The organism is Vibrio sp. HS-50-1, assembly GCF_024747315.1.
Classification (GTDB): domain Bacteria; phylum Pseudomonadota; class Gammaproteobacteria; order Enterobacterales; family Vibrionaceae; genus Vibrio; species Vibrio diabolicus.
On sequence record NZ_JAMPZF010000004.1, the window covers coordinates 196,279 to 210,063 of the forward strand.

Annotated in this window: 7 protein-coding genes; 2 read left to right on the top strand and 5 right to left on the bottom strand. The window is 45.7% G+C overall.

What is annotated here, in order from left to right; translation table 11 throughout:
- Positions 1-517 precede the first annotated feature (517 nt).
- Positions 518-4,507: a pullulanase-type alpha-1,6-glucosidase gene (gene pulA / locus NDJ01_RS04090; RefSeq protein ID WP_258586285.1), complete on the top strand. Its 3,990-nt coding sequence runs from the start codon at positions 518-520 to the stop codon at positions 4,505-4,507.
- A gap of 105 nt (positions 4,508-4,612) precedes the next feature.
- Here the strand turns inward: pulA and NDJ01_RS04095 are convergent, their stop codons facing one another.
- The 5 genes from NDJ01_RS04095 to NDJ01_RS04115 all read right to left on the bottom strand — a co-directional run bounded on the left by NDJ01_RS04095 (position 4,613) and on the right by NDJ01_RS04115 (position 11,299).
- Complete coding sequence (locus NDJ01_RS04095) at positions 4,613-6,229, bottom strand: endonuclease (RefSeq protein ID WP_258586286.1); 1,617 nt, start codon at positions 6,227-6,229, stop codon at positions 4,613-4,615.
- Positions 6,230-6,560: 331 nt separating this feature from the next.
- Complete coding sequence (locus tag NDJ01_RS04100) at positions 6,561-8,174, bottom strand: alpha-amylase family glycosyl hydrolase (RefSeq protein ID WP_258586287.1); 1,614 nt, start codon at positions 8,172-8,174, stop codon at positions 6,561-6,563.
- 120 nt (positions 8,175-8,294) lie between these two features.
- Complete coding sequence (locus NDJ01_RS04105) at positions 8,295-8,801, bottom strand: hypothetical protein (protein ID WP_006740821.1); 507 nt, start codon at positions 8,799-8,801, stop codon at positions 8,295-8,297.
- Positions 8,802-9,117: 316 nt separating this feature from the next.
- Complete coding sequence (locus NDJ01_RS04110; protein WP_005398230.1) at positions 9,118-9,927, bottom strand: MalM family protein; 810 nt, start codon at positions 9,925-9,927, stop codon at positions 9,118-9,120.
- Positions 9,928-10,027: 100 nt separating this feature from the next.
- Positions 10,028-11,299 (bottom strand): maltoporin, encoded by a 1,272-nt coding sequence (locus NDJ01_RS04115; protein ID WP_006740823.1) that lies wholly within the window; start codon positions 11,297-11,299, stop codon positions 10,028-10,030.
- A gap of 446 nt (positions 11,300-11,745) precedes the next feature.
- On the opposite strand from NDJ01_RS04115, the gene glgX reads away from it, so the two are divergent.
- Positions 11,746-13,737, top strand: coding sequence for a glycogen debranching protein GlgX (gene glgX, locus NDJ01_RS04120; RefSeq protein ID WP_258586288.1), 1,992 nt, complete (start codon positions 11,746-11,748; stop codon positions 13,735-13,737).
- Positions 13,738-13,785 lie beyond the last annotated feature (48 nt).

A 13,785-nucleotide genomic window follows, 5' to 3' on the forward strand; every position in this document is an offset into this window, starting at 1 on the left:
TTCATCTCCCTCTCAGGGAAATCTTAAGATTACGCGCCGACATAACGCCGACTACCTTCATTATATAACGACCACTTAGCGAAAATCTGAAGCTTGCCAAGACTTAATGGCGGTATTTTATGCAATATCACTGCAACTTATTTTTAATTGAAAAATATCACTGTGATTTTTATAGAACTTAGTCACGGTTTTGGGGCTGAGATATTCTCCTCCCCTATCATCCCCCCTTACTCCTCCTATAAAAATTTACATTTTAATGATGTGCAGAAGCTCTCACTATGCGTCTGTTTTATTATTTAATTTGTGAACAAAATCGACTGTGACAGAAAATTTTCACTTGTAAAAAACTTAACTGCCTGCTCTCACATTTTGCTGATGATTCAGTGTATTAGCATCTAGTTGAACATTTCCTTTTTCGGCATCTGCCTTTCTAGCGTGTGCGAAACCTTCTTGATGACTGAGTCAGCGAAGGCAGCGCGCAGCTCAATATCAATTCAATAACAATGGATTTGTAAACGTGGACAATAAGACATTTAAATTATCAACAATTGCCAAAACCGTACTGCCTTTGATTTCCGTCGCGGTAATCAGCGGTTGTGGTAGTGATAGCACGAACGAAGATACGACGAACCCAGGCTCAGGCTTGTACCCTGCGGGAGAGAACGAGGTCGTCATTTATTACAAACGCGACGTGGCGTCCGCTTCAACGGCCAGCGACTACGAAGGTTGGGGCTTGCACCTGTGGAACGGTGAAGGCTGTACCAGCACAGATTTAGACGCAATGGGCATTCCTGGCACAGGAACGGATTGGTCGGCACCGCATCCATTCGATGGCATCAACGACACCTACGGTGCTTATTACGTACTGAAAGTGAACCCAGATGCCTCTGACCCACACGAATGCATGAACTTCATTCTGCACAAAGGTGATGAGAAAGCATTCGGCAGTGCAAACTCAAAAGTGGAGCTGACGAAAATCGGCGAATCTAAAGGGTTGTTTGGCTTCCACGGCAGCAGTGAGCTTTACTACGAGCCAATCGAAGAACGCCCTGTTGATATTGATGGTCAAAAAGCGCATTGGCTAGATGCCAACACCATCGCGTGGGAAGCGGCGGCCAATGCGGATTCCATGAAGCTGTTCTACAGCCTCAGCAACGACATTAAAATGGATGAAGACAAGCAAATCTCCGGTGGCACGGCGGTTGAGTTGACGAAAGCAGGTGATTTATCTGATGGTCTGAAATCACGCTTCCGTCACCTTGCTAGCCTCCAAGCTGCAGGCATTGATGTCGATGACGCGACTCTACGCACGATCCTGAAATCACAAATCGTTATGGTAGCTTACAACGCAAATGGTGACGTCATTTCTGCAACTGAAGTGCAAAAGCCGGGCGTTCTCGATGCAGTATTTGCCGATTCCAAGGCAGGTAACGCGATTGGTCAAGAACTCGGCGCAATTGTGGAAGGCGGTGCTGCAACCTTCAAACTATGGGCACCAACTGCCCAAGATGTTGATCTGATAATCTACGATGAAAACTTAGCAGAAGAAGCGACCGTTGCCATGACGGAAGACCCAGCAACAGGTATCTGGGTTTCTGAGGCACAAAGCAACGTTGTCAACAAATACTATCGCTACCAAGTTAAGGTATACCACCCAACAACTGGCGTCGTTGAAACGCGTTTGGTAACAGACCCATATTCAATGAGCTTGTCTAAGAACTCACGATACTCGCAAGTGGTTGATTTAGATGATCCAAGCTTAATGCCTCAAGATTGGAAAAACTACGCACGCCCAACGGTTAAAAAAGACGAAGACCACGTCCTTTACGAGTCACACATTCGTGATTTCAGCTTTAACGACAGCAAAGGCACACCAAGTCTTGATGGCAAATATCTGGCGCTTACAGAACCTGAGCGTGAGTCTGTATCTCACTTACAAACTTTAAAAGATGCTGGCCTAACAACGCTACATATCCTGCCAGCATTTGATATTGCAACAGTGGATGAAGACGCTGACAAACGAGTCGATATCACCGACACCGTGGGTAAACTTTGTGGCATCAAGCCAGAAGCGTCCATCTGTGAGACCGAAGACGACGGCAAAGTGATTGAAGAGGTATTAAACAGCTACGACCCAACAACGGGCAAAGCACAAACGTTGATGAACGATCTTCGCATGCTAGACAGCTTCAACTGGGGTTACGACCCGTACCACTACACCGTGCCAGAAGGCAGTTATGCGACCGATCCTAACGGGTCTAAGCGTATTCTTGAGTTCCGCGAAATGGTTCAAGCAACGCATAAAATGGATCTAAAACTGGTCATGGACGTCGTGTACAACCACACAAATGCATCTGGTGTGAACGAAAAATCAGTACTGGATAAAATTGTCCCTGGGTACTACCACCGCCTAAACGTCAACACTGGCGGCGTAGAAAACTCAACCTGTTGTGATAACACCGCAACCGAGAACCTAATGATGGGTAAACTGATGGTTGACTCATTGATGGTGTGGGCGGATGACTATAAAGTCGATGGTTTCCGTTTTGACCTTATGGGCCACCAGCCGAAAGATGTCATGGTCTACGCACTTGAAAAAGTCCGTGAAATTGATCCGAATACTTTGTTCTACGGCGAAGGCTGGGACTTCGGTGAAGTTGCGCAAAACGCTCGCTTCGATCAAGCGACACAAGCCAACATGGCGGGGACAGAAATCGGTACTTTCTCTGATCGTCTGCGTGACGCAGTTCGTGGCGGAAGCCCGTTTGATGGCGGTGTAGATTCTGAAGGTAAGCACCCACTTCGCTTCAACCAAGGCTTTGGTAACGCCGCTTATCCTAACGAAGAAACCGAAACTGACGCAGAATCGGTGAATGGTCGTTTACACAACCAAGATCTGGTTCGTCTAGGTATGGCTGGTAACTTAGCTGACTACATCCTTCTTGATTACAAAGGCGAAACCAAACTGGGTAAGAACGTTGATTACAATGGTGCGCCTGCAGGCTACACAAAAGTGCCATCAGAGAACATCTCTTACGTGTCTAAGCACGACAACCAAACATTGTGGGATAACAACGCCTACAAGATTGCGACAGGCACTTCATCTGCCGAGCGTGCACGTATGCAGTCTGTATCACTATCAACGGTGATGTTAGGTCAAGGTATTCCGTTCATTCACATGGGTTCTGAGCTATTGCGCTCTAAGTCAATGCAGCGTGACTCGTACGATTCTGGTGACTGGTTCAACCGTGTATTCTTCGATGGAAGCGACAATAACTGGAACGTTGGTCTACCACGTGAAGACAAAGACGGCGCAAACTGGGAGTTGATCAAAACCATCGTCGGTGACAGCACGGCGAAACCAGACTCAACGGACATCGAGCTGACGAAGCAACAATTCCTAGAGCTACTAAAAATCCGCAGTACAAGCGAACTGTTCCGCTTAGACACCGCGCAAGAAGTGATGAATCGCGTTGATTTCCGCAACGTGGGCCAAGACCAAGTAGAAGGCTTGATTGTGATGTCTATCGACGATGGCACATCAGCAGGTGCCGATTTGGATTCGAACTACGATGCGATCGTGGCCGTTGTGAACTCAACATCAACTGAGAAATCTTTCAAAGTTGCTGGCGCAACTGGTTTCGAGCTGCATGAAGTTCAACAAAACTCTGCGGATGACATCGTGAAAGGTGCAAGCTTCGCCAATGAAACGTTCACAGTACCAGCACTGACAACAGCGGTATTCGTACAGCCACAAGACGGCGCGCAAGGTGCAGGCCTACCAGTAAACACGGACAATAAAGACGTATCGAGCATTCCTCCTTACGGCGAAACTGTGGTTTACGTCAAAGGCACCATGAACGAGTGGTCAGATAGCAGTGACTGGGCGATGACCTTTATTGGCAATGGCATGTACTCTGTAACTGGCGTTCTTGAAGCTGGTGAACACGAGTTCAAATTTGCGGATTCAGGATGGGCAAATCCAAACATCGGTTGTGATGCTGCGGATTTGGCTTCTGGCTCACTAGACTTAGGCTCTGCGGGAAACTGTACGTTGTCTGTCGCTGAAACTGGTAAGTACAACTTCACTCTGAACGCGTTACATGTTCAAGATGAAAGCGTAGAAAAACCTGTCGTTTCAGTGACGAAGTCAGCAGATGCACCAACGTTCGGTGAAACAGCACTTTACCTACGTGGCACTATCACCACATGGGATACTCCAGCGCAAGACTCAACTGCGAAGTTCAGCTATGTAGCAAATGACGTTTACTCGCTAGACATTGACCTAGCGGCGGGCAACTACGAGATGAAAGTTGCGAGCGCAGACTGGGCAGCAGACACCAACTTCGGTGGCGAAGGCAGTGTTGAGCTTGGTAAAGCGCTAACGATGGAAGTCGGTGGCGGTAGTGCAAACCTCAAAATTGCGATTGCAGAAGCGGGAAATTACAACTTCCACTTCAACGCGGCTGACAAGTCGGCGCCAATCGTGACGGTAACGAAAAACTAGTTTCATTTAAAAACATCCGTAATGAAAAAGGGGAAGCATCGCGCTTCCCCTTTGTTTTGTTGGTGTCACTATCACTAAATGGTGGATACCAAAATCAAGAAGGTGTTAGTTTCCCCAAATCTGTTCAACAAACTCTGGGTGATCAACGAATGGATTGCGATTGCCCTGAAACTCAAACACTTGTTGATTGCGGTTTTGTTCTTTTTCACTAACGGGATCATTTTTGTGCCAACGCTTCAGCATGTTTAACATCCAAGGTTCAAAAACTGTTGAACTTGAACCATCAAGGACAGCATCCGCATTGCTTGAATTGCCTTCCCAGTTACCTACAACATTTTCATAGCGGGTTGCTATGTAGAAATAGGCACGAGCAAAGTCGCCTTTGAACTCATCGATCGGCTCAAACACCGTACCGGAATAACCTAGGCTAGTACTTGCTTGACCAAGTTTAGAACCATTACTAGACACGTACGTCGCGGTGGCAACTTCACCAAATGGCCAGTTACTGCGCTTCGCATTCACATAGCCATCGGTCGCAAACAAATGGTGACCATCTGAGTTCATCGGTTCAACTTTACCGCCAAACCAGCTTTTCGGGAACGAGTGTTCACGGTTGTAGCAATCCCCTTCTTGGCTATATTGACCACATTGGTCTGTCACTTTCGTGAAGCTGATAGCATCACTGCCCGCAGGTTTCTCTGAATACATATCGAGAATAGAGCCATCATTTTCGTAATAGCGATCAATATCAGCATCTTTTACCAAGGTCCACACCGCAGAATAACCTCGGCTAGTGTGGTTGTTGATGATGTTAAACAGCGCCGTTTTTAGAGCGTAGCCCGTCTTGCCAGACGCCGCTTGGTAGTAACCATCAACCACTGGTGGGGTCGTGGTTGAGTCACCTAACGTAAAGTCGGTGGTTTCGCTTTTCGAGAATTCAGCGCCAGAAGCAAGCGTATTATCCCCCACCTTCAACGAGTAAGACCCCGAACCATTGCCACAGCAAATGCCGTCGCCATAGCTGTCTTGAATCGTAAATTGGTAGTTACCATCGGCTAAACACATGGTCTTTTCAACAGTGGTTGACGACTCATACCCCTGACCAGAGAAAAGCACTTGTGCTTGGCTATTTTTCAACTCCCAGCTAGTTTCTGAGCCATAGTTGTCCGTCGTGAGTGTAAGAAGCACTTCATGATCACTACAGCTTTCTACAGGAGGTTGTGTACTTGTCTCAGTCGGTTGAAAATTATCGACGTAGACAACTTCTGAGCCATCAAAACCGGCCTCATCATAAAAACGCAACCCGACATTGATGGTCTTGTTCGAACTCGCAGTATAGTTATGCGCCAGCTCTTGCCACTGGTTTACCTGCTGCGGATCTGAGTAATTGTGATAACCATCAACCACCAGACGTGCTTTTACATTTCCTTCGGTGTGATAAACCGAGACAGAAAACGGATAGGTTTTCCCTTGCTCCACATTAATGGTTTGCAAAAGGTCAGTGTTGCTTTGGGTACCTGTATTCACGACGACTTGAGCAGCCAGGCCGCCCGATTTGATTTGTTCGCTGCTTGGCGACACCGCGATGCCAGCGTCAATCACTGACCACTGCGTAGGCGCACTGCCATTCCACTGTTCAAAGTCACCATTGAGAATTTGGCTATATGCAAGCGGAGAGCTAATAACAGCAAGAAGACAGAGGGGTTTCGTTATGGATTTCATTATACTTTTCCATTAGTTATGTAAATCCCAAACACGATAAACATATTAGTAAGGCATAAGTAATCCTTCAGTCACATTTTTACGTTGCACAAGTGTTAATTTACTTTTTAATGTGCAGCTTATCTCACAAATATCCATCTGCTGAAAACAAATGCCAATACAAAAAGCGAAGCAACTTGTTGGCTACATCGTCGTAAAACCATTAAGGGAAAAGTAAAACAGACAGAAAAAAGCCAAGTGTGCGCCTATGGGGGTCAGCAACAACACTTGGCTTGTTTATAAGAAAGCTTGTGGTCAGCTCAACTGGTGAGCATCAATTCTGGATAATTCCTTAAGGTTTTACCGCAAAGAATCGTCCTTGTAGTGGCGACATCAGAATCTGATATTGACCATTGCTCGGAGTAATTTTTTCATTCGTGAGCAAATCCACCAACTCACCAGTACCAACACTCTCCTGAGTAAGAGTGACGCTTCTAGCGCTCTCTAAGGTATTTAGCGCAAACAAGACTTTGTCTGTACCAGATTGTTTCAAGTCCACATAACTGCCGTTACTCGCAACTAAATTCGTGCGTGACCCCTGATAAAGTGCAGGATGCGCATCGCGCATTGTCATCAGCGATGTCACATAAGCTTTGAGATCGGCTTGGTTTGCATCAAGCGTCGCCGTCACACCTTCAATTTTTGCACTGCTGCGCGCAACGTGATCATCGCACAAACCTTGAATGGCGCAGGTGTTGTTGTCTTCTTTTGCGGCAAAACCATCCACTTGATCCCCGATTTCATCGCCGTAGTACAGCGTGATTGGTCCGGTGTACGCAGCTTGGAAAGCAAACGCGGCTTTATGGCGTAACCAATATTCTGCATCATTTACATCCGCTAAGTTTCCGCGTTGCAACAAGTCACCAAAGCGTACTAAATCATGGTTGCCGATCATCAAGTTCGGCTGCGCATGCGTTGGATATTGGTTGTGTGTGCTGTAGCCGTTGTCTAGCCAATCCACACCGCGACCACCCACGCCGCTCTCATTCACGGCCAAAGTTTCTACGATGCGATAGCGCATCGGGAAGTCAAATGCAGAGCACAATGCTGGATCGCTGTTCGAACCATACGCCTCATTCGCGATCTCAGACTCCCCTTTCCAAATCTCTGCCACCATGTAACCCAACGGATTCACTTGTTCGCCTTTGCTATTGGTGTACGTGACACCTTGCGAGGCTTCATCGACGGCTTTACGAAGTTGTGTCCAAGCGTCTGTCGGAACTTGATAGGCTTGATCTAAACGCCAGCCGTCAATCTTGAGCTCTTTGATCCAATACGTCGCCACTTCTTTGTAGAAATCGATACTGGCCGGATAATCAACCGGGTTGCTTGATCCAGATGGCAGCAAACCGGAAGGTGAGGGTTTGATCAAGCCATCTTTGTGATGACCAAATACGCCATCAAAAAATACGTATAAGCCGCGTTTGTGTGCTTCTTCGACTAGAGTTTTCGCGGTCGCTAAATCACCAAATTTTGGATCGATCTTAAAGTAATCTGTCGCAAAATAGCCCGTGGCATCCAAACGATCGGCCCAGTGATCTTGTCCTGCGATCGCTTCAGACTCAAAAATAGGCGTCAACCAAATCGCGTTCATCCCTAAATCTTGGATGTAATCAAGTGAATCAATCACCCCTTGCAAATCGCCATTATGGTGACTGGTGCCATAGCCCGTACCGTGACCAATGCTTGCATCACCATCCACAAAACTCTCGACCATGATTTGATAAGTACGAAGTTGGTTACTTTGCGCCATGACATTGGCTTGGCAAGCATAACTGGTATCCGGTAGCGGAGTGCTGCTATTAGTATCGCCACCACCAGAAGAATTACACGCAGATAAAGCACCAATCACACTTAACGCAAGCAGCGATCGATACAAGCGATGGTTACGTCGGACGTTACGCATTTTACTCTCCCTAACTTACTCAAATTAAGTAAAAACATTTGAGTAATAAAATTAACCCCAACATGCTTCCCATGCAGGGGTTAATAAATAAAAATAGATTTTAAATAACTAAATGGAATATTATTGGCACTTATTTACCATAACATGAAGCGGTTTGCCTTTTCCTTCAAATTGAAGGCTCCAGACATATTTCCCGTCTTCTTTAATATCAACTGAAGTATCTGTACCGTAACCACCAAATGTTAATGGTGTTAATTCACCAACGTTCATTCGATTCCCTTTAGCGGTAAATTGTGGGAACCACAACTCGGTCGCATACTGCATTTTGTAGGAGCCTACTTTTTCCTGAACCACAGCTTGGTAGAAGTTATTTCCTTTGTAGGTGTATTGACGTTGAGGCACGTGTTTCCAGTCGGAATCCGCAAACGTACCCACCACAAACAGTGGTTTAGAAATTGGTCCTTTCGCCGTGCTATCTGGGTTGTCACACGCTTTCATGAAAGCAACCACTTCGTCTTGAGACATATTAACAACAGGCTCTGCGGCCGCTTCTGGTTCTGCAGTCGATTGACAACCCACTAAGGCAACAAGTAGAGCAGCAGCAAGAGAGGTCTTCATCATGTTCATTTTACGTAATTCCTTTTTAGTATATCCAAAGCAAAATAAACTCAACGTTTAAAAGAAATATTAATCGTTATTAAAATGGAAATATCAAATACTAAATAAATATCGCCGGCTTGCGAATTTAAATCACTTCGAGAAGTTTATCTATTCCCTAAGTACAAAAATAAGTTAGGAACTGTCAATAATTATTGATCTAACCAATATAAAAAACAAAACAATAAAAATAATAATGTGAATAAGATAACTCTATGTAGGGGTATTTTTATTGGTTTATTTTCTATGAAAAAAGGCCAGCATTTTGCTGGCCTTTTATATTCGATTATTTTTTATTTACGGCTTTCACAAACACTTGTTGCGCACCTTCAATACCCAGCTCTTTTGCTTCATCGAGCAAGGTGAGTGCTTTCGGAATATCGTTCGCTGCAACTGCCGCTTCAATTGAGCTGTGGTAGTAGCTAGTGAGATCCGTACCTTGCGGAATGTTGTCGTTTTTCGCAACAATCTTGGTATTCACGATATCATTTGCGGATACCGACAAACGGAACTGACCCAGTGGGCTGTGTTTCGCTAAAGGGTCTGCAATATCTGGCGGCTGAGTGTGGCGCGCCATGGCGAAGGCTTTTGCAGGATGCAGAACTTGCGTACTGCCTTTTAGATCAGCGGAAGTCGTGTACACCAATACATGCAGATCGTTACCTGTCATGTCTGGAATCACATTGAGATCAAGTACGAATTTATCATTGTCCAACAGTTTTGCTGGTTCGTACTTAAACTTTGAGAAATCTGCTTGGTAAATGGTTTCTCCTGCCGAGTTCATCACTGCGACATTAGGAGCATAAAATTGAAGTTCTTTACTTACGAATGTCTCTAATTTGATATCGAGACTGCCACGGTTGCCCGGAAGAGCAAACGCTGCAATAGCGCCAGCACTGTTACCATCCAACAGCATTTGGCTTTTATCAGTCAAAGCGAATTCAGTAACCACAGGTACATCAACCGTTACCCATTGAATATCACCCGATTGAGTGATCACTTGTTGCTGACCTTTTGGACTCATCTCTACTTGTTCTACGGACGCACAACCAGTAGCCAACATGCCCAGCAGTACGGGAGCAAGCCATTTTTTCATTACTGTCTACCTCGACTCTTTATTGTTTTTTAAATAAATACAGCCAGATAAGTTCTGGCTGTATCATTCTAGGACAATTTAGGACTTAGTGGTTAGATGATTACCACCAAGCTTCAGCTTGTACACCGAATTGGAACGTATCGTCTGAACGACCGTTGTCAAATGTGTTAGAGTTGTCTTCTTTGTCAGCCGTTAGGTAAGAAGCGTAAACACGGATTTCAGGACGAGCCCAGAAGCTAGAACCAGCAGACCATGCTTGAGCAACAGTTAGCTTACCGTATTTGTTTTCGTCGCCGTCGTTATCGTCGATAGCGTAACCAGCTTCGAAGATAGTTTTGTGGTTGTCATCCCATTTGTACATTGGACGAACTACAACAGACATTGTTTCCCACTTGTCTTGGCCAGCCCACATGTCTTCACCAACACCGTAAACTAACTGGTGACCCATTTCCCAGCTGTCACCCATGCCGATTACACCCCAGTTGATTAGGCGGTAACCAGATGCACCGTTATCAGCTTCTGCGCCGTACCAGCTACCGTCGCCGTAGAATGCCATTGTTTTTGAGTAGCCTTCAGTACCGTACTGAAGCACTGTTTTGTTGAAACCAGCGTCTAGACCTTGAGTCAATTCTGCTGTGAACATTACGCCGTTTTTCGCATCTTTAGTGCCGTTTGGCGCAGCGTCAGTTTCGTTAAGGATTGCGTAGTTCAAGCCCATTTCTAGAGAACCGTTGTCCCATAGAGGAAGACCTGCATAACGTACGTCTAGAGTGTTAACGTTTGTATCGCCGCCATCGTTACCTGGATCTGCGATATCGCCACGGTCGTTACGAACCCAAGCGAAAGAAACTTTACCTGGACCAGCTTCGATACCTTCAACACCAGCGCCCGCGCCAGAGATGTTCCAGTAGTAGAAGTCAGAGATATGAATGTCGTGACGTTGGTAGTAGCGCTTACCAGCCCAAAGTGTTGCTTCTGGAGCAAAGTTTAGTAGGCCTTTAGCTTGAACGTTGAATTGACGTAGTGCGAATTGTGCATCGTCAACACATTTCACTTCGCCGTTATCCAAACCACAGTTAGCAGAAGTGCTTTCCCAGTCGTTTGAACCATTAGAAGTCATTGCAACCATAGAGTCTACGTAGAACGTTTTGCCGTTGTTGTTGTAAACTTCTTTACCTAGTTGAATCTCGCCGTAGATATCGCTTTCATTACCTAGACGACCGATCTTGTTCTTTTCGAATGTTAATTGTTGACCACCGTCAGCGTTCACGCCAACGCCAGCACGCATGTAACCGTGGAAATCCACTGCGAACGCAGAACCAGCAGCTAAAGTTGCAGCCACAGCAGCAGCAATTGCACTTACTTTTTTCATTCTTAACTCCATTAAGGGTATTTATAATTCTGTCTTCCCTGCTCACTCTTTTAGGTGAATATAGGCAGTAAAAACACACCTAAAGAAAGAGAGGTAAGATGGGAACGAATCCCCGTTTGTTTCAACAGTTATGAGATTACCCGAGGCGTACAAGGATGACTTCCTCCGCCCCAAACTAATTTAGGGGGGATGAGAAGGGAGTAGAAAATTTACCGAATGGTGTTTTTTCGAGTCAGATCACCAATCTAGGGAGGAATTAGTAAGTTTATTCGGTTTTGAGCCGCTACAAAGTGATAGCCATTTCATATTTTTGACTCTAAGCCGTCACATAAAGTAATTAAATTACATGAATATTTTTATATTTAGGGTGGTTGACCTTAGTAAGACAAAGTTTTTAACTTATAGTTTCCTAAAGGTAGCAATAAATATTAAATAAAGTATCTCCGATGACACGACTTCTCTCTCGCCCCTACCCGCTGGGCGCAACATTGAATAAAGAAGGCTGCAACTTCTCTATTCATGCTCCGGGCGTAAAAGACATTCAACTGGCATTGTTTGCAGACGATGGCAGCTACGAGCTTCACGGTTTACCGAATGAATACGCTGGCATACGTCATACTTTTATTCCAGATATTAAGCCGGGGCAAAAATACGGTTACCTTGTCTCCCACAAGGACGAGCCACTGTTAATTTCTGATCCGTACGCAAAATCAATAGATAAAGCCCTCCACTATCATCCTCCCTACTCTCCAGCCAAAAGTTTCGATATGCCGAAGTGCGTCGTTATCGAAGATGATTTTGACTGGCAAAACACGGATCACCCGCGTATACCCAGAGAAGAGATGGTGTTGTTTGAGACGCACGTCAAAGGGCTTACCCAACGCCACCCTGAGGTTGAGGACAAGCTGAAGGGGCGCTATTTAGGTCTTGCATCACCTGAAATGCTGGCCTTTTACAAACAGCAAAACATCAACACGCTGCAATTGCTACCTGTCGCAGCATGCATGCATGAGCCTCACCTACTAGAGATGGAAAAGGTCAATTATTGGGGATACAACCCTTATCTCTTTATGGTGCCCGATCCGCGCTACGCAGAACAAGACGCCGTTACGGAATTAAAAACAACGATTCGCGAATTGCATAAAAACGGCATCGAAGTGATTCTCGACGTGGTTTACAACCACACTGCTGAAGGTGGTGAAGGGCCTACAATTTTCAACCTGAAAGCCCTCGACTCCTGTTTTTACATCAAACATGGCAACCACTTCGCCAATTACACTGGCTGCGGAAATACAGTGGATCTCACCTACCAACCAGCCTTAAACCTTGTGATGGATACATTGCGCTACTGGGTTAGCGAATTTAAAGTCGATGGCTTCCGTTTTGACTTGGCTGCAACGTTAGGTCGACAGGGCGATGATTACAACCCAGAAGCAGCTTTCTTTAAAGCCGTTGCGCAAGACCCAATTTTGCGTGAAACCAAATTGATTGCCGAACCTTGGGATATTGGTCCAAATGGCTACCAAGTGGGTAACTTTCCATTTGGTTGGAACGAATGTAATGACAAACTGCGTGATATTTCCCGCAGTTTTTGGCGCGGTGATCAAGGCTATTTAAAAGAGTTTGCCACTCGATTAATGGGCTCTCGTGACATTTACAGTGCAGCGAACTGGCCATACAAACTCACGGTGAATTACATCACGTATCACGATGGCTTCACACTGCAAGATTTAGTGTCTTACAAGCACAAACATAACGAAGCCAATGGCGAAGAAAATCGCGACGGTCACGGCGACAATCGTTCAGAAAACTACGGTGTTGAAGGCGAGACCGAAAATCTGATGATCATCTCCACGCGTGAGAAGCAAAAACGCAACCTTATTGCCAGCTTGCTGTTTGCTTTTGGAATCCCACACATCCTCACTGCTGACGTGCTGTCTCACACCCAAGGCGGTAACAATAATGCCTATTGCCAAGATAACGAAACCAGTTGGCTGAACTGGGAAGAGACAGAACGTAAGCAACATTTCAAAGCATGGATGTCACAAATGGTCGCCAACCGAAATCAATACATGGTGCCATTTATCCGAGCTTTCAGTGGCGAGAATCGCAATAACAACCGTATTTTCTGGCGCCGTACAGACGGTCGCTTAATGGAGCACGATGATTGGAACCGTTTAAGCTCTGTCGCACTTCACCTTGGTATCGGTAAAGAAGGACAAGAGCTGGTCTACCTCATCAACCAAACTAACGCCACAGCGCGCTTTAAGCTCCCCAATGAGCGAAAGCAAGAATGGGTGACGATCTGTGATACAAACGTACGTAACCTCAACCCAGGACATGCTGAAGGCGAAGTCTTGCTGTCACCCACCTCGATGGTGATTTTGCACTATCAACCAAACCAACGCACACCAAAAGGTGAGCAAACGCATAGCTAAGTTATAAACGTTCCAAAAAAGCAAAGCCGATGCATCTCAGTGCTTCGG

What these genes read in the sequence shown, in the direction of transcription:
- NDJ01_RS04095 (WP_258586286.1), bottom strand. Translation starts at nt 6,229, where the DNA reads ATGAAATCCATAACGAAACCCCTCTGTCTTCTTGCTGTTATTAGCTCT.
- NDJ01_RS04100 (WP_258586287.1), bottom strand. Translation starts at nt 8,174, where the DNA reads ATGCGTAACGTCCGACGTAACCATCGCTTGTATCGATCGCTGCTTGCG.
- NDJ01_RS04105 (WP_006740821.1), bottom strand. Translation starts at nt 8,801, where the DNA reads ATGAACATGATGAAGACCTCTCTTGCTGCTGCTCTACTTGTTGCCTTA.
- NDJ01_RS04110 (WP_005398230.1), bottom strand. Translation starts at nt 9,927, where the DNA reads ATGAAAAAATGGCTTGCTCCCGTACTGCTGGGCATGTTGGCTACTGGT.
- NDJ01_RS04115 (WP_006740823.1), bottom strand. Translation starts at nt 11,299, where the DNA reads ATGAAAAAAGTAAGTGCAATTGCTGCTGCTGTGGCTGCAACTTTAGCT.
- glgX (WP_258586288.1), top strand. Translation starts at nt 11,746, where the DNA reads ATGACACGACTTCTCTCTCGCCCCTACCCGCTGGGCGCAACATTGAAT.